The organism is Dysgonomonas sp. 521, from assembly GCF_010501055.1.
In the GTDB taxonomy this organism is placed as follows: domain Bacteria; phylum Bacteroidota; class Bacteroidia; order Bacteroidales; family Dysgonomonadaceae; genus Dysgonomonas.
In genome coordinates this window covers 1-25,245 of sequence record NZ_QVMO01000057.1, presented here as the reverse complement: position 1 = coordinate 25,245, position 25,245 = coordinate 1, and the positions used below count along the sequence as shown (strand labels likewise).

25 protein-coding genes are annotated in these 25,245 nt (G+C 40.2%); 7 read left to right on the top strand and 18 right to left on the bottom strand.

Annotation, left to right across the window (positions count from 1 at the left end; translation table 11 throughout):
* The first annotated feature begins 239 nt into the window (after positions 1-239).
* The gene (locus tag D0T84_RS15155; protein WP_163308704.1) at positions 240-2,060 is read left to right on the top strand and encodes a hypothetical protein; all 1,821 of its coding nucleotides are present in this window, start codon (positions 240-242) and stop codon (positions 2,058-2,060) included.
* 109 nt (positions 2,061-2,169) lie between these two features.
* Here the strand turns inward: D0T84_RS15155 and mdh are convergent, their stop codons facing one another.
* Positions 2,170-3,111: a malate dehydrogenase gene (mdh, locus tag D0T84_RS15150; protein WP_163308703.1), complete on the bottom strand. Its 942-nt coding sequence runs from the start codon at positions 3,109-3,111 to the stop codon at positions 2,170-2,172.
* 240 nt (positions 3,112-3,351) lie between these two features.
* On the opposite strand from mdh, the gene D0T84_RS15145 reads away from it, so the two are divergent.
* Together D0T84_RS15145 and D0T84_RS15140 are read left to right on the top strand one after the other, a co-directional pair.
* Positions 3,352-4,242 carry a hypothetical protein gene (locus D0T84_RS15145; protein ID WP_163308702.1) on the top strand — a complete coding sequence of 297 codons (891 nt, stop codon included), beginning with the start codon at positions 3,352-3,354 and terminating at the stop codon, positions 4,240-4,242.
* A gap of 24 nt (positions 4,243-4,266) precedes the next feature.
* Positions 4,267-4,761, top strand: coding sequence for a GNAT family N-acetyltransferase (locus D0T84_RS15140; RefSeq protein ID WP_163308701.1), 495 nt, complete (start codon positions 4,267-4,269; stop codon positions 4,759-4,761).
* A 61-nt stretch (positions 4,762-4,822) separates the two neighbouring features.
* Here the strand turns inward: D0T84_RS15140 and D0T84_RS15135 are convergent, their stop codons facing one another.
* From D0T84_RS15135 to D0T84_RS15100, 8 genes are all read right to left on the bottom strand, one after another.
* A complete protein-coding gene (locus D0T84_RS15135; RefSeq protein ID WP_163308700.1) occupies positions 4,823-5,389 on the bottom strand; it encodes a pentapeptide repeat-containing protein in 567 nt (188 codons plus the stop codon).
* Positions 5,390-5,401: 12 nt separating this feature from the next.
* Complete coding sequence (locus D0T84_RS15130) at positions 5,402-5,965, bottom strand: L-threonylcarbamoyladenylate synthase (protein ID WP_163308699.1); 564 nt, start codon at positions 5,963-5,965, stop codon at positions 5,402-5,404.
* A gap of 2 nt (positions 5,966-5,967) precedes the next feature.
* Positions 5,968-6,492, bottom strand: a complete 525-nt coding sequence (locus D0T84_RS15125) for a GNAT family N-acetyltransferase (protein ID WP_163308698.1) — start codon at positions 6,490-6,492, stop codon at positions 5,968-5,970.
* Positions 6,493-6,565: 73 nt separating this feature from the next.
* Positions 6,566-7,021 carry a BT0820 family HAD-type phosphatase gene (locus tag D0T84_RS15120; protein WP_163308697.1) on the bottom strand — a complete coding sequence of 152 codons (456 nt, stop codon included), beginning with the start codon at positions 7,019-7,021 and terminating at the stop codon, positions 6,566-6,568.
* A 6-nt stretch (positions 7,022-7,027) separates the two neighbouring features.
* A complete protein-coding gene (locus D0T84_RS15115; RefSeq protein ID WP_163308696.1) occupies positions 7,028-7,480 on the bottom strand; it encodes a hypothetical protein in 453 nt (150 codons plus the stop codon).
* 8 nt (positions 7,481-7,488) lie between these two features.
* A complete protein-coding gene (recR, locus tag D0T84_RS15110; RefSeq protein ID WP_163308695.1) occupies positions 7,489-8,112 on the bottom strand; it encodes a recombination mediator RecR in 624 nt (207 codons plus the stop codon).
* 1,077 nt (positions 8,113-9,189) lie between these two features.
* A complete protein-coding gene (locus D0T84_RS15105; RefSeq protein WP_163308694.1) occupies positions 9,190-10,011 on the bottom strand; it encodes a DNA-formamidopyrimidine glycosylase family protein in 822 nt (273 codons plus the stop codon).
* A gap of 6 nt (positions 10,012-10,017) precedes the next feature.
* Positions 10,018-12,390: a cation:proton antiporter gene (locus D0T84_RS15100; protein WP_163308693.1), complete on the bottom strand. Its 2,373-nt coding sequence runs from the start codon at positions 12,388-12,390 to the stop codon at positions 10,018-10,020.
* A 536-nt stretch (positions 12,391-12,926) separates the two neighbouring features.
* Here D0T84_RS15100 and D0T84_RS15095 point away from each other — a divergent pair.
* Entirely contained in the window at positions 12,927-14,093 is a 1,167-nt protein-coding gene (locus tag D0T84_RS15095; RefSeq protein WP_163308692.1) for an OmpA family protein, read from the top strand.
* A 369-nt stretch (positions 14,094-14,462) separates the two neighbouring features.
* Here D0T84_RS15095 and D0T84_RS15090 read toward each other — a convergent pair whose 3' ends face one another.
* Entirely contained in the window at positions 14,463-15,293 is an 831-nt protein-coding gene (locus tag D0T84_RS15090; RefSeq protein ID WP_163308691.1) for a TerC family protein, read from the bottom strand.
* Positions 15,294-15,647: 354 nt separating this feature from the next.
* On the opposite strand from D0T84_RS15090, the gene D0T84_RS15085 reads away from it, so the two are divergent.
* Positions 15,648-16,889, top strand: coding sequence for an HD domain-containing protein (locus D0T84_RS15085; RefSeq protein ID WP_163308690.1), 1,242 nt, complete (start codon positions 15,648-15,650; stop codon positions 16,887-16,889).
* Positions 16,890-17,053: 164 nt separating this feature from the next.
* Positions 17,054-18,373, top strand: a complete 1,320-nt coding sequence (gene tilS, locus D0T84_RS15080) for a tRNA lysidine(34) synthetase TilS (RefSeq protein WP_163308689.1) — start codon at positions 17,054-17,056, stop codon at positions 18,371-18,373.
* 49 nt (positions 18,374-18,422) lie between these two features.
* On the opposite strand, the gene D0T84_RS15075 is transcribed toward tilS, so the two are convergent.
* On the bottom strand, positions 18,423-18,908 hold the full coding sequence (locus D0T84_RS15075) for a hypothetical protein (RefSeq protein WP_163308688.1): 486 nt from the start codon (positions 18,906-18,908) through the stop codon (positions 18,423-18,425).
* A gap of 78 nt (positions 18,909-18,986) precedes the next feature.
* Positions 18,987-20,603 carry an ABC-F family ATP-binding cassette domain-containing protein gene (locus D0T84_RS15070; RefSeq protein WP_163308687.1) on the bottom strand — a complete coding sequence of 539 codons (1,617 nt, stop codon included), beginning with the start codon at positions 20,601-20,603 and terminating at the stop codon, positions 18,987-18,989.
* 440 nt (positions 20,604-21,043) lie between these two features.
* On the opposite strand from D0T84_RS15070, the gene D0T84_RS23010 reads away from it, so the two are divergent.
* Entirely contained in the window at positions 21,044-21,166 is a 123-nt protein-coding gene (locus D0T84_RS23010) for a hypothetical protein (RefSeq protein WP_255495400.1), read from the top strand.
* Between the two features lie 78 nt (positions 21,167-21,244).
* Here the strand turns inward: D0T84_RS23010 and tpx are convergent, their stop codons facing one another.
* The 6 genes from tpx to D0T84_RS15040 form a co-directional block, all read right to left on the bottom strand.
* Positions 21,245-21,745, bottom strand: a complete 501-nt coding sequence (gene tpx, locus D0T84_RS15065; RefSeq protein ID WP_163308686.1) for a thiol peroxidase — start codon at positions 21,743-21,745, stop codon at positions 21,245-21,247.
* 250 nt (positions 21,746-21,995) lie between these two features.
* Positions 21,996-22,631, bottom strand: coding sequence for an NAD(P)H-dependent oxidoreductase (locus tag D0T84_RS15060; RefSeq protein WP_163308685.1), 636 nt, complete (start codon positions 22,629-22,631; stop codon positions 21,996-21,998).
* Between the two features lie 39 nt (positions 22,632-22,670).
* Positions 22,671-23,117 carry a MarR family winged helix-turn-helix transcriptional regulator gene (locus tag D0T84_RS15055; RefSeq protein ID WP_163308684.1) on the bottom strand — a complete coding sequence of 149 codons (447 nt, stop codon included), beginning with the start codon at positions 23,115-23,117 and terminating at the stop codon, positions 22,671-22,673.
* A 137-nt stretch (positions 23,118-23,254) separates the two neighbouring features.
* Positions 23,255-23,857: a DUF4230 domain-containing protein gene (locus D0T84_RS15050; RefSeq protein ID WP_163308683.1), complete on the bottom strand. Its 603-nt coding sequence runs from the start codon at positions 23,855-23,857 to the stop codon at positions 23,255-23,257.
* A 287-nt stretch (positions 23,858-24,144) separates the two neighbouring features.
* Entirely contained in the window at positions 24,145-24,681 is a 537-nt protein-coding gene (locus D0T84_RS15045; protein ID WP_163308682.1) for a DUF4269 domain-containing protein, read from the bottom strand.
* 55 nt (positions 24,682-24,736) lie between these two features.
* Positions 24,737-25,117, bottom strand: coding sequence for a hypothetical protein (locus D0T84_RS15040; protein WP_163308681.1), 381 nt, complete (start codon positions 25,115-25,117; stop codon positions 24,737-24,739).
* Positions 25,118-25,245: the final 128 nt, after the last annotated feature.

Below are 25,245 nucleotides of genomic sequence, written 5' to 3'. Positions count from 1 at the left end.
CGCGCACGCTCTATATTTGGATATTCAGCCCAAGGCGTTGCCTTGGGCTGAAATAAGACGGGCTTTCAGCCCTGATCTTTGATTCCATAATCCTTAAGTTGATGACACAGGATCGATAACCTTCGGTTATGAATTGAATTGAAAATCAGCGGAGCTAAAATCAGCGGAGCTAAAATCAGGTTTTTCAAGCCTGGTTCAATGTTTTTGTCATGTACTCTATAAAAATATATTAATTTTGTATGGATTGGATTATTTATCAAACAGAATCTTTACGTATGAAAAATCTGAACTTTATCAAAACCATCATACTTACTCTACTGGTTATCTTTACAATAGACGGTTATCCTCAACAACCTATCATAAAGGGATATCTGAGCTTATCCGAAGCTTATAATTTCAATTTGCCGTTGCTTGATGTCTCTATCCCTATGCCGGCCAAATCAGGATTTATTGTTCCACGGCTTTCCGGACAAAATATTGCATTGGAAATGAATGAGAATGTAGACTACTATTTTCCGATAGATATGCTTACAAACAATAATGTATTCAAATTCTCACTCACAAGTAGCGACGAATCATATTTACTAATGCAAATAATACCATACGACAGAAAATTTGATGAAATATACCTACTCGAAAAAGCCCGGAATTCTCAGGATTTTATAGAAAGAACCGCTTCGCTAAAAAATGCATTCGGCGAATCGGTGTCATATAGCATCAAAAAACAAAACCGCAAATTTAACGTACATACTTTTTATCATCAGAATCATTTATTTACCTTCTCCGTTCCTTCCAGCCTGACAGATAAACCGGAATACGAAAGACTAATAAAAGATCTGAAAATTAATAATTTCTACCAGGAAAGGATACGTTACGAAAACCGTGTAAAGTCGGGTTATTACACAAAGAAGGAGCCGAGGCCGGATATAGAACCTGAAAACAAACTACGTAGTATTAAAGCAAAGAACAAGCAAGATACGCGGCTTGTTTTTACAGGAGAAGGCTTTAGCTTTGTTTTACCCAAGGATTATATATATGATATACAAGCCCGTAAGCTGACAGATAATGGAAACGGGACCACCGAAGTATACCGCAGTTCGTTCGATATGTTCGACAATATTCTGTTTGGCCGTTACAGTGGCCCTCAGGACATCTTTATAGTCCGCCACAGAACAAAGAACGGCAAGGGAGCAAGGGACTTCTCTAATATGGCTGACGGGGCAAAACAAGTTTACAAATATCACACGGATTTTGACCTCATCATTGATGGAGTAAAAGCCGGCGCCACTTTCTGCGGACAGCCCGATCTGGGTAGTGTAGACATTTGGTTTGAGAATGAAATCGGATATTTTTCTTTTACATTATCTAATGTAAGCAAAGAAAATATCGGATTTTATGATAATTTATTATCAAGTATAAGGATTGAAACATTGGAGAAGAGATTAAAATATGACGAGAAAGCACCTTTATCGTCTATACTTAAACTGGAGGATGAAAAAGATATAAAACTAAACAGTCTGGAAATCGGAAAAACCCTATCTTCTGACATTGGCACATTCCGTTGCGAATTTGAAAAAATAGGGGCAACACTATATCTTCCCGGAAAAGTGACTCAATACACATGGGGAAAAGACAATGTATGGGGAAAAGAGCCGCTTATACTCAACGATACCGGACAAACACCCCTTGCTCCTACCTATCAGGATATATTTACATGTACTAAGATGAGCCAATCCGGGTATTCGGTGGATTGTACATGGTATTTGACATACGGAGCAAAACATACAGTGAAGGAACTGCTTTTGCGCTATATACATGCATGGAATGGCATCAGTACGGGGAAACCTTATAAAGCAGCAGGCATCATCAAAGCCGAAGATGGTTCAGAATGGGGGATATATATAAACGGTTCAGAAAGAGAAGCCCTTATCTTGGGGTGCAATGATAATTACCTGTTACATCTGAACTTTTCTGCCGGTTCGCCTGAAAAGTTGCAAAGTATGCTGGCATTACTCCACAAGTTCAAAATGAAAAAGATTAGCCCGCCTATGAATGAATAAACTACCCTTGTAAAACAAAGCAGGCTAAATTCTAAGTCTCCTGCATATTTTTAACATCCTAAATTTGCAGGAGACTTTGAATTCAGCCTCTTCGTTTATTATAAACTAATTAAATAGCGTTAATTTCCTTCAACACTGCATTCGTCTTGCGAACAGCAGCCGCAGATGCTTCGAATTTTTCTTTTTCGTCTGCCGTCAGTTTCAGGTCGATGATCCTTTCCCATCCATTCTTACCCAAAACTACTGGAACGCCGATACAGATATCATCCTGGCCATATTCTCCTTCAAGAGAAACACAGCAAGGAACAACTTTCTTCTGGTCGTGAAGGATAGATTCTACGACATAAGCCCCCGCCGCACCCGGTGCGTACCAGGCAGATGTACCAAGCAGTCCTGTAAGGGTAGCCCCACCCACCATAGTGTCGGCAACTACTTTATCCAACGCTTCGTCAGACAAAAGATCTGTAACAGGGATACCCTTGTAAGTAGCCAGGCGGGCTACCGGGATCATAGTCGTATCGCCATGTCCGCCGATTACCATACCTTCCACTTCATTCGGGTTGCAACCCAAAGCCTCACTCAGGTAGAATTTGAAACGTGAACTGTCCAAAGCTCCTCCCATACCCACTACGCGGTGTTTAGGAAGGCCTGTAACCTTAGATGCAAGATATGTCATTGTATCCATCGGATTAGAGATGATTACAAGGACAGCATTCGGTGAATATTTAAGGATGCTTTCCGCTACACTTTTCACAATACCTGCATTTACGCCGATCAATTCCTCACGGGTCATTCCCGGTTTGCGCGGGATACCAGAAGTTATCACTACTACATCAGAATTGGCTGTGGCCGCATAGTCGTTAGTCACACCTTTGATACGGGTATCGAAGCCTAACAACTGAACGGTCTGGTTCATATCGATAGCTTTACCTTCCGATACTCCTTCTTTCACATCCAGCATCACTACTTCATCCGCCACTTCGTTAAATGCAAGAACATTTGCACATGTAGCGCCTACATTACCGGCACCTACAACTGTTACTTTAGACATAATAATTTGTTTTAATATATTAATTAATAATTCAATCCTTTCATATTGCAACAAGACCCGGGCAAAAACCGCCCGACATCTTCCTAAAGCCTAACAAATGTACATGCTTATTCTGAAATAAAGAAGACTTTAATTATCAAAAATATCCTGATTTATTAAAAAAAGCGAAAGCTAATAATCCTTTTGTTCAATCTGTTTAAAACTTTTATATTTGTAGTCGCAGATTTTTTTAATTCGATCATGGATACAGAAAAAAAGAATAACTCTAAAATACTGATAGCAATAATAGTTCTGCTGATTATAGGGATAAGTGTAGCGGCCTATTTTATATTCAATCAGAAAACCCAGATTGACGAATTGCAGCAAGAAAGCACGCTGAACAAACAGCAACTGGAAGATGAATATGAAAACCTGTCGATGCAATATGAGGGATTTAAACTGAATATAAGGAACGACTCGTTGTTGCAAAAGCTAACCAATGAGCAGGCTAAGGTTCAGCGCCTGCTGGAAGAACTAAAAACAGTAAAAGCAGAAAACAGGGCGGAAATTTCCCGTTTGAACAAAGAACTTGCAACCCTGCGCCAGGTCTTGAAATCCTACATTGTGCAGATAGACTCCCTGAACAGGGCTAATGAGCAATTGAGACAGGAAAAACAGGAGATAACAACCAAATATCAGGAAACTACCAAAACCCTGAACCAGGTAACCCAACAAAAACAAGACCTGACCGAGAAAGTAACCAAAGCGGCCAAACTGGATGCTACCGGAATAAGTGTGCTGGCTACGAATAGTAAAGGGAAGGTACAAAAGAAAATAAACAAGGTGGAACAGTTGGTTATAAACTTTACCATAACCAAGAATATCACTGCCGAGCCGGGCGAACGTACCATATATGCCCGTATAATGAAACCCGATGATGATGTGCTGACCAAAAGCAGGGCAAATACATTTGCGTACGAAAACGGAAATATTAATTATTCCATCAAACGGATAGTGGAATACGGTGGCGAAGAAGTGGCCGTTACCATGTACTGGAACGTAGAAGAATACCTGATGCCGGGCACATACCGCATCGACATTTTTGCAGATGGCAACCGTATAGGAAGTAAATCATTTACACTGGAAAACTAAGAAACTATTTAAATTTTATGCGTAATGCAAATAATAGAAGCTACAACAGACCACATTTATAATATACAGGTATTATCCGATATAATCTGGCCCGTGACTTTCAGAGAGATCCTGTCGCAGGAACAGATTGCATATATGATGGATATGATGTACAGCACCGCTTCTCTGGAGAGGCAAATGAACGAACTGAACCATCGTTACCTGTTGGCAGAAGAAGACGGGGAGTATCTGGGCTTTGTATCCTACGAAGTGAATTATAAGGATGCACCAACTACTAAAGTGCATAAGATATATGTACTACCCTCTACACAGGGAAAAGGTGTAGGCCGTTTCTTTATAGATACGGTAAGCGAGAAAGCAAAGGAAAATAATAATACAACTCTGTCGTTAAACGTAAACCGCTATAACAAAGCTATTGACTTCTATAAACGTATGGGATTCGACTTTCATGCAACAGAGAATATCGACATCGGCAATGGTTTTGTGATGGAAGATTATATAATGAATAAGGAGTTGTAAGCAAATTAGAATAAGTACTAAGTAACTGTTTAAATTTTATTCGTTCAAATTTAAACAGTTACTAATCCTCTATAATTATATCGAACTGGCTTAGCAATCCGGCCAAACCGTCTTTCGAGAAACGGGCTTTCTTTATTTGATTCTGGTTAAGGTCGATCGTATAATTATATGCCGCCGTGAAATCCGTTTCCTGCATGCCGGTGTTATAAAAAATGGCTTCGTCCAGATCGGATTCGATAAATTTGGACTGCCTGATATCGGCTTCTCCAAAATCGACTCCTTTTAGCGATGTGTCCTTGAAGCGGGTCTTACTCATTTTCCGTCCCTCAAAAGAACTGTAATCCAATATACAATTATCAAAATCGACATGGAAAATAAAATCGTGGCAATGATTGAATTTCACACCCAGAATCTTACAGTTCCTGAACTGTACATTATTCAGGGTAGACTGCCCAAGGTTAACCATCGAGAGATTGCAATCATTGAAGAAGCAGTCGGTAAAACTGCATGATATGATTTTCGCGTTAGAGAAATCACAGTTAGAGAAAGTACAATTGTCAAACATTTCCTTGTGCAATCCGTCCGCATAGGATTTCCCTTCAAAAACTAAATCTTCAAAAGCTGCCATGTCGTTTATTCCTTACTCCCTTATTATTTTTACTTCTCCCGATTTACCGAGTTTGATTATACTCGACGCTTTCGACTTACTTTTATCGTCCTGCCTGTATTTTACGATGTAGTCTACGCCTTTCTTTATTTCGTCGCTTATTTCATCAAAATTTGCCGGAGACGGCTCTCCACTGATATTGGCCGAAGTAGAAACCAACGCCTTGCGGAAGCGCTTACATAATTCCTGTGAGAACTTTTCTTTAGTGATACGTATTGCCAGGCTGCCATCTTCCGCTATCAGGTTTGAAGCTACATTACGCGCGCCATCGTAGATGATAGTCAGTGGCTTTTCGGACAATTCTATCAAGTCCCAGGCTATAGAAGGAACATCGTTGATATAAAAATCCAGTTTCACGGGATTGTCGAGCAATGTTATAAGCGCCTTACTGTCAACCCTGCGTTTCAGTTCATATACACGATGCACGGCATCTTCGTTGGTAGCGTCACAGCCTATACCCCAAATGGTATCGGTAGGATATAATATCAATCCGCCGGACACCAAAACATCAAATGCTTTCTTTATATCTTCTCCCATCTTTATTTTTCGTTGAGCAGTTGAAACAACCTTACATCTTCGAACTCATCGCCCCGCTGCAACCAGTCTTTCAGCACTCCGACCTCCTTATATCCGGCTTTCTGGAAAAGGGCTATACTCTTTTCGTTCGACACGGAGATATAAGCGTATAACTGATGCAGGTACAGGAAATTGAACGCATAGTCGCGCATCAGCTCCAATGCCTGGCTGGCATACCCTTTCTGGCGGAAAGTTTCGTCAATAAGGATTCCTATTCCCGCACGGCGATTGTGCGCATCTATCTCGTATAGATCTAATGTACCGATTGTGATATCGTTGTGCAGATCAATCATCAGGCGCAACTGCTTGCTCTGATAAATATCCATTTCCAGCGAATCGTTGATATACTGCCGTATTACCAGTTTAGAATAAGGCGCCAGTGTATTGCCATGATACCACAGCACGGTGGAATTCTCCCATCCGTAGAGCATGTCTAAGTCCTCCGGCTCAACGGCGCGAAGTGAAATTTGTGTATTATTCAGAAGCACGGTTTTTTGATTAAAAATTAACAGTTAATAATTAAAAATGACATAGAACTAAGAATTCATAACTCACAACTCCCTAATACCCATCCCTTTCAAACATCTCACCCAGACGGATAAAGAAATTCTTCTTCCGGCGACGTATCTTTTGATTTTCCCCCGAAGACATCATTATCTTCTCAAAGGAAAGCTCTCCTCTCTCCATCGCTCTGATAGCATGATAGATTACTCCCCAATCGGGAAGCCCGCCCACATTACGGTCATCAATATACAGATCGGCATTCAGTTTACGGGATGCCGTAGTCAGGTCTTCTTCGGGATAATTCTTATTGGCAGCATAGAAGGTAAGCCCTTTGCTCCGGCAATAATCTACAGCTTCCTGAAGCAGTTCACCGTCACGTACCGTCCACATAAGGAGTGTATGACCTTCTTTTTGCAATTGGAGCAGGGTCTCAATCGCAAAAGGTATGGGACGCCCTATTTTGGGATATGCATGTTCTACTACTGTTCCGTCAAAGTCTACCGCAATTACCATATTTTTCTAATCTTTATTTAAGTCGTTTTCATTGTCTTGCCTGTTATCCAAAGCCTTCTTACTTGGATAGCAAAAGAACAGTGCAAATATAATTATTATTGTCATATACATCGCATTCCTCGAATCGAACAGGTATAATCCTGCCAGATTAAGGATAGCCACGGCATCCAGTATAAACAACCGCGTTATATAAGTAATAAAATATTTTTCCAGAAATTTATCTTCCTCTAATGGCAGAATCTTTTGATACTGCGAATGGAACAGCTTCAAAGAAATGGGGATACATGCTAATGAAACTATAATAGAATACTGTTCGAATACAACATTGGACGACACAGAATTACTCAGAGCGATACCTTTGATAAATAACAGGACCGAAAGTACTGCCAGCAAAAGGATCACATTCAGCCAGAATACCGCCATCAGCGACTTATATACCTGCCGTTGCTTATTCTTCATAACATCGGTTACATTTTATACGATTCGTTAAACAAGGTGCGGTTGAGAATAGAACGCCCGAGAGTTACCTCATCGGCATATTCGATCTCATCGCCAATGGATATGCCGCGGGCAATCATCGAAACCCGTACATTATAAGGAGATAGTTTCTTATAGATATAGAAATTTGTGGTATCCCCTTCCATTGTGGTGCTCAATGCCAGTATGATTTCCTTTATATCTCCTTTCGATGCTCTTTCCACCAGACTTTCTATTTCCAGATCGGAAGGCCCTATCCCGTCAATCGGGGATATAATCCCTCCCAGGACATGGTATAATCCCTTAAATTGCATCGTATTTTCTATCGCCATCACTTCCTTTATGTTTTCCACCACACATATAGTAGAAGCATCGCGGGACTTATCCATACAGATGGGGCAAACGTCGTCATCACAGATATTATGGCACACATGGCAATATTTTACCCCATGCTTCAGCTCTACAAGAGCCTTGGAAAAATCGTCTACCATAGAATCATCCTGCCTCAGCAAATGCAGAATCAGCCTCAACGCGGTCTTTCGCCCGATACCGGGAAGTTTGGCAAATTCATTGACTGCGTTTTCTAACAAAGCGGAAGGATATTTTTGGTTCATGATGTCTGATAATATTGGGGAGCAAAGATAAGAATTATTTAAACGTATTTCTACTAAGTAAAAGATGATAATTAATGATACATTCCTTATGGTGGTTTGTAGAAATAAAACAGTGTATTGAATGCCGTTAGGCATTATCGCTTGGCAGAAAAAGGTTATAGAAACATTGGGTGCATTCCTATGGGAATGCGTCTCCTTATATGCAGCTTCTTTCTTTCGGGCGATTCATTCCTAACGGAATGTTCCATTTAGTACGTGACAAAAAACATTGAGCCAGGCTTTAAAAACCTGATTTTGGCTCCGCCGATTTAGCTCCGCTGATTTTCAATTCAATTCAATTCATAACCCAAGGTTATCGGTCCTGTGTCATCAACTTAAGGATTATGGAACCAAAGATCAGGGCTGAAAGCCCGTCTTATTTCAGCCCAAGGCGACGCCTTGGGTCAGAATATCCAAATATAGAGCGTGCGCGCTGAAAGCGCAGGTCAATGATTTGGTCTTGTTCTTTAAGTTTAACCTGCGCTTGCAGCGCGCTGTTTCTGGTAGATGCTGTTTACCCAAGGCGGCGCTCCGCTTGCCATTGGGCTGAAATAATAAAGGCTTTCAGCCTTAGCTTGAAGACATTAGGGCATCGGCCTGCGGAAATTGCAATGCTTAGAAACTACTGTCTGAAAGACAGGACAGCATATATTTGCCTTTCAGGCAATTTGTTAATTATCAATGTTTTACACATTGGGTGTTTTTTTATCATGTGATATTACATTAAATTATTTCTACTACTTACCTTTAAACATCTTAAACCTATTTAGACACTAGAGTTTATATTCAATAAAAGAGTAAAATGCATATTTTTAGGAGTTTTAGTTGCCACGACTTTCAAGTCGTGGATAATAATACAGATAGAAAACGACTTTAGTCAAAACATTTTGGCTAAAGCCANNNNGATTAGACTATTATCCTCCAGCTAAAGCAGGAGGCAATTAAATCACAGAGAATAAACCATATATAATCTTATTGAATATAAACTCTAATATAAGAGATTGTATGATTAGCTTATAAAAAGAACTTTATTTCGTTTTATTTCTGACAGTTAGGGCAATAATAAACAGTTCCTCCCAAATAAGCCTCTTTTATGATATCCCCGCCACAATTAGGGCAAGGTGCTTTATAAGTATTTTTTGACAACAGGGTCTTGTATTTACCCCAGTTTCCGTAAAAATCTTTTTCTGTATCGCGGCCGCCTTTATCCGCCATGCTTTGCAAGGTAACTTTCAGGGAATGGAACAAGTCGCCTTTTTCAAAGTCTGAGATAGTGGATATTTTTCGTCTAGGATGAAGGGCAGCGTGAAAAAGAATATCCTGAAGCACGCCATTACCCAGTCCCGGTATTCGTTGCTCTGTCGCTAATAAAGCTTTTATGGACAAGTCCTTTTTTACCCCCCGGAAAATAGAATCGAAATAAGTCTCATCGAAAGTATCATACAGAGGCGAAATACTATTGAGGCTACCCTTGTGATAAAAATTATCCAGCTCTCCCTTATACGCGAATATAGCTCCATACATCGATACTGTAAAAGCAAGGAAACTTCCATCCTCAAACGAAATCAACAACTGATGTTTCGCCGGATGCTTTTCTGTCGCGGTATAATATTTCATATTCGTGCCATCGCCTACCGATATAGATATATCTCCATCGCAGATAAGGTCTACATAGGCACCATGTCCCCTGACTGATTCAATCTCCCTTCCGACCAGCATATCAGCATACAAAGCAGGATCTCCGCTATACCACGCAAACTTGTGAGGACTGGTAGCCTGAAAAACCTTTGCTATTTTTTTTCCGGCTAAAATATTTTCCGCCTGATGGCTTATTGTATAACTTTCCGGTATCTCCAGCATATTATTTTAAGGAATTATAGGTTGCAGATTCGCTATATTTTCTTCAAAAGAATTTAGCTTGTCTTTCTCTCCCGCCAGCCATATAACATCGCCTTCGTCAAACATAAAATTAGGAGTGAAATTGATAATGGACTCTTCTCCCCTGTCTATACCGATTACCATACATTCGGTCTTTTCCCTTATTCCGGCTCCGGCAATAGACTTCCCGATAAGCGAACAACCGGGTTCTATGATAAACTGGGATAGACTGATATGATACTGAGCCTCTTCTTCCATATTCGATGCCTGCTCTTTCTTTTCTTCCAGGTATTGCGATAGCTTTAGCATTTCCTCATCAGAACCGGATACTACCAGTTTATCAAACGGATAAATACGGTCGTTGCCATCCGGAATGTTTATTTTTTTGCTACCCCTGATTATCGTTACGATATTAACGCCTGTTTTCTGCCTGAAATTCAATTCCTGCAGGGTCTTACCTACACTCGAGGAAGATTGGGATATCTCAAATTCAGCGATATGTATATCTTTAGACCGCAAATCTTTAGCTACTGTCGGCAAAATAGCGGCTTTTTTCTCATCCAGTTTTTGTTTCAGGTTTAGATTTTCGAGGAAACGGGCTTCAATCTTACGGGATTGCGCCTTGAATCCCTGAGAAAATATGATCAATGTCACAACCACTAACGATATCATTACCATCAATACGGTCAGCCTTGGGAATAGCGGAATCAACACCATAAGAACCAGTACGATACAAATGATAATACGGAACGATATCAGGGAAATCAAAGCTCCCTTGTTCAGACGGTTATCTTTCCATAAACTTTTAAATTCTTCGGAACGGTTCTTCTTCATCATTATGGCGCGCAGGAACGGAGCCATCAGCGTCAATGTTATCGCGGCAGCCAATATGCGCCCCCAGATGCTACCGGGCACATACTCTACAATATATGGCGTTATAAAATTCTGGAATATAAGCAATATAGCGACACATATCGTAAAATAGATGGCGACAAGGCTCAGGATACTTTTCAATAATTTCTTCCAATCATTCTGTTGGTTTATAGTTTCATAGCCCGAAGCTCCATAGCCTTCCTTTATCTTGCTGAATTTAACCGGAATTTTCTTTTCAAGCCAGCCATACGCAGGTTCGGCCAGTTTGATACAATATGGTGTAGTAAAAGTAGTAATCACTGATACGGCAACGATAATAGGGTACAGCATATCTGTGATTACGCCCAAGCTAACACCCAAAGTGGCGATAATAAAAGAGAACTCCCCTATCTGCGCCAGACTGAATCCCGATTGCATGGCAACTTTCAGCCCTTCGCCTGACGCCAGCACCCCCAGTGTGGCGAAGAATATACGGCCAATGAGCACTACCAGCGTCAGTATTATTACCAGCATCCCATATTCTGCGATAATAGCAGGATCGATCATCATACCTACCGAAACGAAGAATACCGCTCCGAACAGGTTCTTTAAAGGCTCCATCAGATGTTCGATATGCTTGGACTCTATCGTTTCGGCAAGGATGGATCCCATGATGAATGCGCCCAAAGCAGCAGAGAAACCTACGGCAGAGGCGAACAATACCATACCAAGGCATAAGCCGACCGCCACTATCAGCAGGGTTTCATCATTCAGATATTTCTTTAGCTTTTTCAGTATCGTAGGTATCATATAGATGCCGACAACAAACCAGATAAGCATGAAGAAGAACAGCTTTATCACACTGTTGGCCAATTCCCCGCTTTCGAAATGCTGGCTGGATGCAAATGTGGTAAGCAATACCATCATAATAATGGCGGCGATATCCTCTACTATAAGCATCCCGAATACGATTCCCGCAAATTTCTTTTTTTGCAGGCTCATATCATTAAACGCTTTTATAATGATAGTGGTAGAAGACATAGACAACATACAGCCCAGATAAATACTATCCATCTGGTTCCAGCCTTCTATAAGGTTCACAATAAACAATTGGCCTACCAGGTAGCCTATGATTATCATAGAACCGAGATTTATCAGGGTAGCGATGGAGGCTTTACCCCCCACATCCATCAATTTCTTGAAACTGAATTCAAGTCCCAAGGCGAATAATAGGAAGATTACCCCTATTTCGGCCCATATACTTACATTGCCCATGTCGGATATTTCCGGTAATACCTTGAATACAGATGCTACACTTTCGTGCGAAGCACCGGAAATTTTCACGACCAGGCTCTCTATAAATTTCTTAAAATGGAGGCTAGCCAGAAAACCCGCGACAATATATCCTAATACGACAGGTTGTTTCAGCCATTTAAATATAATCGTTACTACTCCGGCCGTTATCAATATAATTGCCAGATCACTTATAAAATCAGGTAGATGCGCCATATAATTTTATTGTCTATAATAAATTTCAGTATGTTAAATACAAATTATTGTGTATTCTTGTTCATAGTACATGACAAAAACATTATTAAGGTTCAGCCCCCTCATCCTCCGGGCACTCCCGCCCCCCAAGGGAGGGGAAGCGAGGGGAGAGTCGCAAAGCGGAGACAGATGCCGTTTTGTCCGCAGGCGCTCTTCCCTTTTGATAAAGGGAAGTCCCCGGAGGGGGAAGGGTTAGAGCTAGTATATAAATTTTTGTCATGTACTGTAATTCTTGTTATAAAAACAAGCCAGCCAAGTAGGTTTTCGGCGTCTAAAAATATCAAAAAAAAATGATTTATGAAAATAAATAATCAAAAAGTCATCAAACAATTGTTTTACTTGCTTCCATTTATTTTATAGCTTTTTTTGTAACAATAACATATTTATAATACCTTTGAGCCGAACTTTCGCGTTAAAAGAAAGACAATTAATTATACAAACTTGAACAATGTACAACGCAAGTTGTTCTATTAAATGAAACTTAAAAAAAGCACAAGATGAAAAAAATTATTTTTATTATTGCAGCATTATTTATAGCAGGCAGCTATAGTTATGCGCAAGAAAAGGCCTATGCACCTACTCAATTTGGCGATCACTGGTTCCTACAAGGACAAATAGGGGGATCTTACACAATAAGTGAATATCACAGTGACGCTGGTTTCGGTGATTTACTTTCTCCTCATGCCGCTATATCGGTTGGTAAATACTTTTCGCCAAAAGTTGGTGCCCGTCTACAAGTTGGTGGCTGGCAATCAAAGAATTATTACAATAACACATTTGGCGAAGGAACATATAAGGTAAGCTATATCCAGACAAACCTCGATGGATTATTGAACCTTACAAATCTGTTTATGCCTTACAATCCTGAAAGAGGATTCAACTTAATCTTTTTAGCCGGTATCGGTTATGCCCACGGTTGGGGTAAAGACAATGTAGAAGCTTTCGGTGGCGAAGGCTATGGCAAAACCAACAGCATCGTTCCCCGTGTAGGTTTGCAGGGAGATTTCCGTATAACCGACGCGGTTAGCCTGAACCTTGAATTAACAGGTAACTTGTATCCTGATAATTTCAACGGACGCGTAGAAGGTAAAAAGTATGACGGAACAGTAAACGCTATGGTGGGTCTTACATACAACTTCACAAGAGGAGGATTTAAAATGGTGGACGCGGCAGACCCTGCGGCTATCAAAGCAGCGAACGACAAAATCAATGAGCTGAGAGCTTTGAACGACAGCAAAGATTCTGAAATCAGCAGATTGCAACGCGAACTGGCTATAAAACCAGAACCTCAGGTAGTAGTAGAAAAGACTAAAGAAATTAAAGAACAAACAGAGGTACTGATGAATGCTGTTGTCGTATTCCGTATCGGTAGTGCAAAACTTGAGCAAAACCAGGATATCAACATCTTCAATGCTGCTCGTTACCTGAAAGATAACCCTCAGGTTAACGTAATCGTAACCGGTTATGCCGATAAGAGTACCGGTACTGCTGCTATCAACCAAAGATTGTCAGAACAACGTGCTGCTGCTGTAGCAAAAGTACTGACTGACAAGTATGGTATATCTTCAAGCCGTATCACAACTAAAGCTAGTGGAGATAAAGAACAGCTGTTCCCTACAGATCAATGGAACCGTGTAGTTGTATTCACTGCTGTTACCAAGTAAGTAAATAGATCTTATATAAAATAAGGATGCTTAAATAAGCATCCTTATTTTTTTTATTTCAACTATAGTAAGGTCGTATAATAGGGTAAAAAGATTTGAAGAATGCGAATCAAGGGTTAAATGTGCCGTTAGGCACATCATATTGGTAGAAACATGAATGAAATTCGTTTTTTTGTGCCGTCAGGTACAAAATGTGAATTGTTCTGTAGATATTGCGTACCTGACGGCACGCAATTAACCGGTTAAAGCTTCTTTCTACCAACATTCAGTCCCTAAAGGGACAAAAAATAGCACATTTAACCCTTGATTCGCATGAAGATTAACTACTCAGTCTAAGTAACTGTTTAAATTTATTTAAACAGTTACTTATTATTGCTTATCTTCTTCAATAATTTCCGAATCAACCAGCTTTACAGGTTTAGATTTTTTCCTCAACTTCATATTCAGAAACTCAACCAGTAAAGAGAATGCAATAGCAAAATAGATATACCCTTTAGGTATTTCTCCGACCACAGTTCCGAAAATTGACAGATGGGACAGATGGGCGGCTTCTACAATCAGCATGACACCGATAAGGATCAGGAAAGAGAGTCCCAACATCTGGATAGTAGGATGCTCATTCACAAATTTACTGACCGGACCGGAGAACAGCAGCATTACCATCACAGCCAGCACTACTGCCGTAACCATAATGGTCATTGCCCCCACATAACCGAATTCATTAAAACTAACCAACCCCACGGCAGTAAGCACGCTATCGAAAGAAAAAACGATATCCAACGCTACAATCTGGACTATAACTCCCCAAAAACTCGTTTTCGATTTTGTAGTAACCGCATCACTCTCTCCTTCCAATTTATGATGTATTTCAGTCACACTCTTATAGAGCAGAAAGAGCCCTCCAACCAGGATGATAATACTTTGTCCCGAAATAGAACCATCGAGCCATTGTGTATCAAAACTGATAATTGGCTTCGTCAATTTCATTAACCAAGAGATACAGAAAAGTAGAGCTATACGGAAAAGCATAGCCAAAAGAAGTCCTATACTACGTGCTTTGGGCTGTTCCTTGGCGGGGAGCTTGGCTGATACAATAGACAAAAATACGATATTGTCTATACCAAGTACTATTTCCAGAAAAGATAGTGTAAGGAGTGCAATCCATGCACTAGGCAAAAGAAAAGTTTCCAGAATTTCCATTATTTATTTTTTTGCCAAAATTAATAAAGATTTTGACTTTACAGAAATTATGAGACTTTTTCTAAATACTCCTTTATCACCGAATTCCTGTCTGTCCTAATCAGCCCCAACATATACCTAACCTTAATGATGAGGATGCCTAACTTTTTTTTCAATAAAATCTTCACTTAACTTGCTTCATTTTCTCAACTAGATACAAATATATGAAATTATAACGAAACCCTTTTAGTTAACAACCTAAATTTCCATTCTGTTGGTATTTATTTTCTCCGGATTCCTTTATTTGAAGCATATTCACAAAATGTCTGTATCTTTGTTTAGCAATATATTTTTTTACTTTATTCCGATAAATATATGACTATCAAGAAAAAAATAATCAATGATCCTGTATTTGGATTTATTACCATACCTAACAACTTTTTATATAAACTCATACAGCACCCGGTACTTCAGCGACTGAATAGAATCAGGCAAATGGGCTTAGCCTTTTATGTATATCCGGGAGCACAACACACCCGCCTGCATCACTCTATCGGCGCCATGTATCTGATGGATGAAGCCATCAAAGTACTGCGGGCGAAAGGACATGAAATAACAGACGATGAAGCTACAGGAGCATTAGCTTGTATATTGTTGCATGATGTAGGGCACGGCCCGTTTTCGCATGCATTGGAACATACTTTAACAAACGGCATACATCACGAAGAGTTCTCCCTGTCTTTAATGAACTATCTGAATAAAGAATTTAAAGGCGACCTCGACATTTGTATATCAATATTCAAAAACGGGTATCCTAAAAAGTTCCTTCATCAATTAGTGAGCGGGCAACTCGATGTAGACAGGCTGGATTACCTACGCCGCGACAGCTTTTTTACCGGAGTTACAGAAGGTAATATCGGTTCGGCACGCATTATAAAGATGCTTGACCTAAAGAACGATAAGTTAGTAGTGGAAGCCAAAGGTATCTATTCCATCGAAAATTTCCTCACCTCGCGCCGCCTGATGTATTGGCAGGTTTATTTACACAAGACCGCCGTTGCCGCCGAAAAGATGCTGATAAAGGCACTGATGCGAGCTAAAGAGCTGGCAAGCAAAGGGAATAATCTATTTGCCTCTCCCGCCCTGCAATATTTTCTGGAAAAGAATATAGATAAAGCCTATTTTGAAAAGAATCCCGAAGAAGTATTATTACACTTTGTGAAGTTAGATGACAATGATATATGGAGCGCGCTCAAAGTTTGGGCAGAACATGAAGATATTGTTTTATCCAAACTGAGCGACTGCCTTGTAAACCGGAAACTATTCAAAATAGAGATAACCAATGAGGCCTTATCTCCATCACAGATACAAAAACACATCAAAACTTATATGGATGAATTTGGAATAGACGAACAAGGAGCTTCATATTTCTGCTCTTCGGACGTTATCTGTACCAATATGTATAACGAAGCCGACGACAGTATAGACATCTTGTATAATGATGGTGTAATTAAAGATATCTCCGAAGCATCGGACATGCTGAATATACAACTGCTCTCCAAAAAGGTAGAGAAGCATTATTTCTCATATCTGAAGATAATACCTCCAAATACCTGAAACAAGGCCAGTATATCAGAACCGGACAAACGGAATGAACATGTCCTTATCCAGAATCAACAGAATAAGTCGCATTTCAGTAGTTCTTTTATGTGTAACCGCCATCAATAATTGTTCAATTCGTTATCGATATAGGTAAAGATATACTATTTTTGTATTTAATCATGAGCATAGCACAAGTCAAACAATATATAATAGAGAACCAGCTGTTTACGAATAACAGCAAGGTGATAGTCGGTGTCAGCGGTGGTGCGGATTCTGTTGCCCTGCTGGATATTCTGCATAGCCTGAAACTCGAATGCGTAGTAGCACACTGCAACTTCCACCTCCGGGGAGAAGAGTCGAACCGGGACGCTTTCTTCGTAGAAGAACTGTGCCAGAAGTATAACCTGAAATACGAACGCATCGACTTTGACACGGAAGCATACGCCGAAATACATTCCATATCGATAGAAATGGCTGCCCGCGAACTAAGATACAACTGGTTTGAACAGATACGGGCAATCCATCTGGCTGACAAAATAGCCGTAGCCCATCATCGGGACGACTCGGTGGAAACAATCCTACTCAATCTGATCAGAGGAACAGGCATAAGGGGACTGACCGGGATAGCTCCGCAAAACGGGAATATAATACGCCCGCTCCTTTGCCTTACCCGCAGCGATATACTGCATTATCTGAAAGAAAGGGGGCTGAACTATGTGGATGACAGCACCAACAACGAAGACCTGTATACACGAAACAAAATCAGATTAAAGATAATACCGCTGCTGGAGACTATCAACCCGTCGGTAAAAGACTCCATTATACGTACGGCAGAACATCTCTCTCCGGTAGAGAATATCTATAAGTTCTATATCCAACAGGTAAAGGCCGATGTATTTAAAGACGACAGCATCAATATACAGACACTGGTCAGGTATCTGGAACCCGAAGCTATATTATATGAACTACTATCCCCTTACAACTTCAATACGGCTACCGTAAGGCAAATATTTGAATCCCTTATAAGCCAATCAGGGAAAGTATTCTATTCAGAAACTCATAAACTGGTTAAAGACAGAGAATTATTCCTAATAAAGAAAAGAGAGAACCTGTCTCTTGAGAGCTTTACCATTCAGCAAGATGAGACTGCCATATCATACCCGATACCAATGGCGATAGAAACTGTAAAAGCAGATGAAAGCCTTACGATAGAAAAGGATAAGAATCTCCTGTATCTGGATAAGAACAAGGTCACATTCCCCTTAACGATAAGGAGATGGCGCCGAGGCGACTGGTTTATCCCGTTCGGCATGAAAGGCAAAAAGAAAGTGAGTGATTACTTTACAGACCGGAAATACAGCCTCTTTGAAAAAGAAGAAGCATGGCTGCTCTGTTCCGGCGACAATATCATCTGGGTTATAGGTGAACGTTCCGACGAGCGCTGCAAAGTAGACCAGAGTACAAAAGAAGTGATTAGAATACAGGTTCTTACAAAATAAAAAGCCTCAGTCCTTATAAGACCGAGGCTTTCCTATATTATCTAAAGGATTAGTTTTCAATCTTATACCCGGCTTCTTCAGCATAAGCTACCTGAGCCTTGGTCAGTTCATCAAAACTATCTGTATACACCTTCATTTTAGCTTCATATTCAGCCGAAACATTATTTATATCTTCTACTGATGAATCTTTTGTCAATGTAGAGAATTTCTTACCCGACTCAACAAATGCCCTCAGGCTTTCGTATGTTTTAACGGCAGCATCTTTATAAGATTCGCCACCTTTGGGAACTTCCAATGCTTTCACAATAGCTAACTCCGCGTCAATTTTTACCAAAGCACTATCAGTAACAGCGGCAATGCCATCATACGAACTGGAACTAAGAGCTGCAGACAACGTGTTCATATACGTTCCTCCTACATTCGAAATATTTGTGTTAGCTTTAACGATAGCATCGTTAAATTTAGTAGGGGAAGTACCTCCACAGGATGTTAAGATAAAGCCTACAGCAAGCAATGAGAACAATAATTTTTTCATTTTCTTTAAGTTTTGTAGTTTTTATTAAAATTTTCCAACAAATGCAAATGTAAGTAAAAACATCAATTAAACAACCATTTACGAAGACAAAGCCCTCTTTTTTGCAAGAAAATCTTTTATGCCGCCAATATGCTCCCGTACCTTCTTATCCGAAAATTCATACACTTTGGTAACCAGTCCATCCAAAAAGTCGCGGTCGTGAGATACCAGTATAACCGTACCGTCATAATCCAGCAAGGCATTCTTTAATACCTCCTTTGTTTTCAGGTCCAGATGGTTGGTAGGCTCATCGAGAATAAGCAGATTCACAGGTTCCAGCAACAACTTAATCATAGCCAGACGTGTGCGCTCTCCCCCCGAAAGCACCCTTACTTTTTTGTCCGAATCGTCACGGTTGAACATGAATGCTCCCAGTATGTTACGTATCTGTGTGCGGATATCGCCTTCGGCAACCCTGTCGATGGTTTCGAATACAGTCAGATCTTCATCCAGTAAATCCGCCTGATTCTGCGCGAAATAACCAATCTGCACATTATGCCCCAAGATGATATTCCCCTCATAAGGAGTTTCGCCCATCACGCATTTCACAAAGGTGGACTTCCCCTCCCCGTTCTTTCCCGCCAAAGCGATTTTTTCGCCCCGTTCTATCATCAGGTTAGCGTTTTCGAACACCAGATAGTCGTCATACTTCTTGGTCACCATATCTACGGTCAAAGGATAATTGCCCGAACGTGTAGCAGGCTGAAAACGAATGCGTATCTGTGATTTATCTTCTTCGTCTATCTCTACCCGTTCCATCTTTTCCAGCTGCCGTATCCGGCTCTGCACAAGTACAGCCTTAGCCGCCTGAGCCCTGAACCGTTCGATAAACTCCTCTATTTCTGCTATCTGTTTCTGCTGCGCCTCCCAGGCATGTATCTGCTGTTGGCGGCGTTCCTGGCGCAGTTCCACATATTTGGTATAGTTTACTTTATAATCGTAAATACGTCCCATCGTAAGTTCGATAGTACGGTTTGTAACCGCATCTATAAACGCCCGGTCGTGGGAAATCAATACAACTGCCTTTGCCTGAGTATTAATGAAATCTTCGAGCCAGCCAATAGACTCTATATCAAGATGGTTTGTAGGCTCATCGAGTAACATCACATCCGGATTGCTTAACAATAGCTTTGCCAGTTCGACACGCATACGCCATCCACCGCTAAACTCGCTGGTGGAACGATCCAGGTCGGTACGTTTAAAGCCCAGTCCCAGCAGCGCCTTTTCTACCTCTCCCTCAAAATTGATGCCGTCTACCATCGACAAGCGTTCATGCGCGTGCGTAAAATCGTCTATCAATTTGGCATAATCATCCGATTCGTAATCGGTACGAGTTTCCAGTTGCCTGTTCATATCCTCGATTTTAGCCTGCAAATCGAAAATATATGAAAACGCCAGAGAAGCTTCTTCCCTTACTGTACGTTCATCGGTTATCTTCATTACCTGAGGCAGGTAGCCCACCGTTACCCCATCAGGGCCGGTAATGCTTCCTTTGAAATGTGTATTGACGCCTGCCAGAATCTTCAGCATGGTACTCTTACCCGCCCCGTTCTTACCTACAAGCGCAATCCTGTCTTTATCGTTAATTATATAGCTGATATTGTCAAACAATACCCTGTCGCCTAATTCTACCTTTAAGCTATCAACAATTAGCATCTGGTTTGTATTTTAATTTTTTTTGAAGGTGCAAAGGTAGAGAAAAATAAGATATAAACTAAATTATGCATGCGATGCTATTAATAATGCGAATCAAGGGTTGCTTAGGGTTGCAGTATACTATTATAAATCAATCTTCTGTTTTGCAGTCAGGGTTCTAAGTCCACGAAGTGGGCTAATATGGATAACTACGGGTAAAACCCGTGGAAAAATCGGATAGGGAGAGGCCGTCTCCGTAGGAGGCGAATGGCATTTGTTTTTACTATTTGCCTCCTACGGAGACATATTTTCCAGCCAGTTCCTGCCACGGGTTTTACCCGTGGTTATCCACCTTCAGTCCCTTCGGGACAATAAGTTACTGTGCTTTTTAACCCTTGATTCACATTAATAATGCTTTCCATAAAATAAGCCGGACAGACGGAAATTTTAAATGTGTAGACATGAGCCATAACCAAACCCATTTAGGCGACAGGTTGCATTACGATGGTGCTGCAATGGAGTTTATGGGTGCAGATATGTTTAGGTGTTATGAGGAAATAATGGAGGCAAGGCAGCCTGAATAATATAAAAACAAAAAGGGCTTTCTCAGTATTAAGAGAAAGCCCTGTAACTATATATTTTTCACTATCTGCAATCTGTCCTTACTTTAGGACACTGATCGCTGCCTGATAGTTTGGTTCGTTTGTTGTTTCTTCAACCAGTTCGTTGTATAATACTTTACCGTTTCCGTCAAGAACGACTACCGAACGGGCTAAAAGACCTTTTAACGGGCCATCGAGAGTCAACACCCCATAATCTTTAGCAAATTCAGGATTTCTGAAAGTTGAAGCCGGATGTACATTTTCAATACCTTCGGTAGTACAGAAACGTCCTGCTGCGAACGGAAGGTCGGCAGATATAGCCAGGATCACAGTGTTGGGAAGGCTTGCTGCTTCTTTGTTGAACTTGCGTACCGAAGCGGCACATACAGCTGTATCGAGACTAGGGAAAATGTTAAGGATAACATTTTTACCGTTCAGGTCTTTTAATGTTACATCAGATAAGTCTGTTTTCACAAGTGTGAAATCCGGAGCCGGAGAGCCAACTGCCGGTAATTGTCCGCTGGTATTTACAGGAGAACCTTTGAATGTTACTTTTGCCATAATTTTTTTTATTTAATTTAGTAGAGTTTATATTCAATAAAAGAGTAAGATGCATATTTTTAGGAGTTTTAGTTGCCACGACTTTCAAGTCGTGGATAATAATACAGATAGAAAACGACTTTAGTCAAAACATTTTGGCTAAAGCCATTATCTGATTAGACTATTATCCTCCAGCTAAAGCAGCAGGCAATTAAATCACAGAGAATAAACCATATATAATCTTATTGAATATAAACTCTAGTGAATATTATTATTTTATTTCAATCAGAAAATCTTTTTTAGGGTGGCGTACCTTTTTGAGATTTACCAACCAGTCGTTTTCAGCATCGCGATAACCTAATGGTAATATAGTAACGCTTTTGAGGCCGCGTTCGTTCAATTTTAGTAATTTATCTAATGCATTATTGTCGAAACCTTCCATTGGAGTAGAATCTATTCTTAGTTCGGCAGCCATTGCCATTGAGAAACCAAAGGCGATATATGCCTGACGGGCAGCGTGTTCGAAGTTTACTTCAGCCGGACGTTGCAGATAGGCTTTTTTTAGCCGGTCGGTATAGTCTTTGTACTGATCCGGATTTTGTTCACGGCCTTCGGTAGTATATTTATAGATAGTATCTATACGTTGTTCGGTATAATTGTCCCATGCTGCAAATACCAGTAGATGCGAACAGTCTGCTACCTGTTGCTGATTGAAGGCTATAGGTACTATTTGTTCCTTTAGCTCCTGATTCGTGATTTCTATTACTTCGAAAGGTTGTAATCCCGATGAAGTAGGAGCCAGCCAGGCTGCCTCTATTATTTCGTTTATCAGCTTTTGTTCAACTTTTTTTGCCGGATCAAATTTTTTTGTTGCATATCTCCATTGGAGTGCGTTTATTAAGCTCATAATGTTTTATTTATTTGTAATTTATTAATTATAGGCTACTTACAATAGTCTGTCATTGCATTTGCCTGCTATATGTAATATTTTTTTTAATCGTTCTCTCAGTTGTACTAATTGCTCATCGTCTGTATCTAAGGCCTCCTTTATTGCAGGAGGGATGGATTCAGCTTCTTTTTCCAGCCCCTTCCCCTTTTCTGTGATGAGTATATCCACTACTCTTTCGTCTTCGGAAGATCTCTTGCGGTTTAAGAGCCCGTTGGCTTCCATCCTTTTTAATAGAGGGGTCAACGTGCCACTATCGAGCCATAGAAGTTCTCCCAGTTGTTTCACTGTAACCGTATTATGTTGCCAAAGCACCATCAACACAAGGTATTGGGGATACGTAAGCCCCAGCTTGTCCAGATGAGGGCGATATATGGCCGTTATTTGCCTCGAAAGGGCATATATGGGGAAACAGAGTTGATTATCTAATTTTAAACTTTCGTCCATTTTAGTTTTCCAAAATTATATTGTGTAAAATTAAATATTATAAAATTAAATTTGATGCTTTTTATTGTTAAATAAAATTAAGGTAGGCTTTTTATGTGCAGGTCTTGTATAAGACGCTCTATATCCTCCTTAAACTGTTAGCCCTTTGAACCAGTTGGCTTGAACGTAATATTCACTTCTTCAAACCCCATGGCTAGTAATATCGGCCTGAGGAGATTTACTGTATTATCCCGGCTCTGGCTTAGCATGTCCAGTTGTTTGGCCTTTTCGTTGAGTTGCTTTTCAGCAAATGTATAAGCATCGTCTACTATATCAGCCGATTCCCATAAGCCATATTCCATGTTATAAATACGTGATTTTGAATGGTCGATCTTTACATGGCATATTTCAGGAGAGGGCAACTGCAATCGTATTGTTTTCTGGGAAACCTCAATGTCTTCTGCCTGTAGTTTGGTAAGGTCTACGCAACAAATTATTTCTCCTGATACAATCAGGGCAGTTCTGGCATTGGGAAGCCATCTCCGCACTTTCTTATATTCCATCATGTCCTGAATGCTGTATTTCGTTACTTCAAGATTTCCAAGACTTTCTATCTTTTGAAGTATCATGTCGTGAGATATTTGTACCGTGCTTTTCTTTTTCTCATTTATCAGGTACATGACCATTACCCCAAGGATAATCCCTGTGATCAAAATTAATATCTGAGTCTTTAATTTTTGAGGTGCGTAGTTTCTTGACATATTTGGTTTTTTATCTGTTTAGGTAAAAGTATAAAAAATATAAGAGCCTGTTTAAATTTTAGCAAAATATTTTATCCTGCATCTTCTTTGTTCATTTTTATACGTTTCACTCCTCTGTGATTATAAATCACTCTTCTGTTTTACAGTCGGCGTTCTAAGTTGGCGAAGTGGGCTAATATGGATAAAAGGCGGATAGGGAGACATATTTTACGGTCAGTTCCTGCCACAGGTTTTACCCGCGGTTATCCACATTCAGTCCCTTTGGGACAATAAGCTATTGTGTTTTTTTAACCTTGATTAGCATCAGAACGACTTTTAAGAAGCTGTTTTAAATGGTCTTTCAGTTCATTATCTGTCATTTCTTCCAATTGCAACAACTCTACGTATGGCTCATTCATCCCCAGTAGAAGCCCGAAAGCCGGCTCTGTTTTATATCCTTGCATTTTCAAGGTTATTACTTTCTGCCTGAAAGCATCGCCAAGTATTTGCAATATCCTGTTTTCTATAGTCATGTGCCTGAATCCGTTTTGTTCTTTCGAGGGAGTTGATTCCGCGTATATTTCGACAGGTATCTCCCTGATATCGAAAGAAGCGACATAACGCTTTTCATTGTAGTTGTCCCGAAAGGATTGGAAATGAGAAAAACGAGACCTGATAAATTGTCCGAATAGCATTAAATCTTCTGCCTGGCATGCAATGTCAATATCACTTCCGGGAATATTGATGCCAATAGGAATAGTGCCAACTACAACCGGATTAAAATCGTTTAAGATGCTTAATATATCAAAATCCTGAAGTATTTTGTTTAAGTCTTTTGTATTCATGTTTTAATGAAGCTATCTCCGGAATGGGATATACTTTTAAGCCGGATTATAAGTGCTACCTTTTTATCTTTTCAGTTCTCTTTTTGTAGTTTATCTGAAAGTAAAACCCTTGTATGATTATTGAAAGCGCAGTGACTATAAGAATGATGATACCTTTGATGTCATCGAATATATCGTGTTCGATAATAGCCGTAGCGAGGTACAGGTAAAAGATGCAGCCAACCAGAGTTGTTAATCCTAATATTTGAATATTCCAGCTACCCGTAATTTCGTTCGACCAGAATTTTGTAACCTTTAGCATCGCTATGTATGATAACGAGATTGCCAGCAAAGCGATACCGGAAAGATGGGCTGATGTGTTGGTTATGATATACAAACTTCCTATTACCCAGAATATTCCGGATATAAAGCTTAGTATGCCAGTGATTCTTTTCATACGTATATGCAGGTTATATGCCGCGACTAAGGTAATCGAGTAGGAGGAAAATGAAATAGTTTCCTCCTATTTCATTTTCCGACCTCTCACACCACCACGCATGCCGTTCGGCACGTGGCGGTTCCTTA

Excerpts from the sequence above, each read along its gene's own strand:
- D0T84_RS15155 (WP_163308704.1), top strand. The coding sequence starts at position 240 with ATGGATTGGATTATTTATCAAACAGAATCTTTACGTATGAAAAATCTG.
- mdh (WP_163308703.1), bottom strand. The coding sequence starts at position 3,111 with ATGTCTAAAGTAACAGTTGTAGGTGCCGGTAATGTAGGCGCTACATGT.
- D0T84_RS15145 (WP_163308702.1), top strand. The coding sequence starts at position 3,352 with ATGGATACAGAAAAAAAGAATAACTCTAAAATACTGATAGCAATAATA.
- D0T84_RS15140 (WP_163308701.1), top strand. The coding sequence starts at position 4,267 with ATGCAAATAATAGAAGCTACAACAGACCACATTTATAATATACAGGTA.
- D0T84_RS15135 (WP_163308700.1), bottom strand. The coding sequence starts at position 5,389 with ATGGCAGCTTTTGAAGATTTAGTTTTTGAAGGGAAATCCTATGCGGAC.
- D0T84_RS15130 (WP_163308699.1), bottom strand. The coding sequence starts at position 5,965 with ATGGGAGAAGATATAAAGAAAGCATTTGATGTTTTGGTGTCCGGCGGA.
- D0T84_RS15120 (WP_163308697.1), bottom strand. The coding sequence starts at position 7,021 with ATGGTAATTGCGGTAGACTTTGACGGAACAGTAGTAGAACATGCATAT.
- D0T84_RS15115 (WP_163308696.1), bottom strand. The coding sequence starts at position 7,480 with ATGAAGAATAAGCAACGGCAGGTATATAAGTCGCTGATGGCGGTATTC.
- recR (WP_163308695.1), bottom strand. The coding sequence starts at position 8,112 with ATGAACCAAAAATATCCTTCCGCTTTGTTAGAAAACGCAGTCAATGAA.
- D0T84_RS15105 (WP_163308694.1), bottom strand. The coding sequence starts at position 10,011 with ATGCTGGAGATACCGGAAAGTTATACAATAAGCCATCAGGCGGAAAAT.
- D0T84_RS15100 (WP_163308693.1), bottom strand. The coding sequence starts at position 12,390 with ATGGCGCATCTACCTGATTTTATAAGTGATCTGGCAATTATATTGATA.
- D0T84_RS15095 (WP_163308692.1), top strand. The coding sequence starts at position 12,927 with ATGAAAAAAATTATTTTTATTATTGCAGCATTATTTATAGCAGGCAGC.
- D0T84_RS15090 (WP_163308691.1), bottom strand. The coding sequence starts at position 15,293 with ATGGAAATTCTGGAAACTTTTCTTTTGCCTAGTGCATGGATTGCACTC.
- D0T84_RS15085 (WP_163308690.1), top strand. The coding sequence starts at position 15,648 with ATGACTATCAAGAAAAAAATAATCAATGATCCTGTATTTGGATTTATT.
- tilS (WP_163308689.1), top strand. The coding sequence starts at position 17,054 with ATGAGCATAGCACAAGTCAAACAATATATAATAGAGAACCAGCTGTTT.
- D0T84_RS15075 (WP_163308688.1), bottom strand. The coding sequence starts at position 18,908 with ATGAAAAAATTATTGTTCTCATTGCTTGCTGTAGGCTTTATCTTAACA.
- D0T84_RS15070 (WP_163308687.1), bottom strand. The coding sequence starts at position 20,603 with ATGCTAATTGTTGATAGCTTAAAGGTAGAATTAGGCGACAGGGTATTG.
- D0T84_RS23010 (WP_255495400.1), top strand. The coding sequence starts at position 21,044 with ATGAGCCATAACCAAACCCATTTAGGCGACAGGTTGCATTACGATGGT.
- tpx (WP_163308686.1), bottom strand. The coding sequence starts at position 21,745 with ATGGCAAAAGTAACATTCAAAGGTTCTCCTGTAAATACCAGCGGACAA.
- D0T84_RS15060 (WP_163308685.1), bottom strand. The coding sequence starts at position 22,631 with ATGAGCTTAATAAACGCACTCCAATGGAGATATGCAACAAAAAAATTT.
- D0T84_RS15055 (WP_163308684.1), bottom strand. The coding sequence starts at position 23,117 with ATGGACGAAAGTTTAAAATTAGATAATCAACTCTGTTTCCCCATATAT.
- D0T84_RS15050 (WP_163308683.1), bottom strand. The coding sequence starts at position 23,857 with ATGTCAAGAAACTACGCACCTCAAAAATTAAAGACTCAGATATTAATT.
- D0T84_RS15045 (WP_163308682.1), bottom strand. The coding sequence starts at position 24,681 with ATGAATACAAAAGACTTAAACAAAATACTTCAGGATTTTGATATATTA.
- D0T84_RS15040 (WP_163308681.1), bottom strand. The coding sequence starts at position 25,117 with ATGAAAAGAATCACTGGCATACTAAGCTTTATATCCGGAATATTCTGG.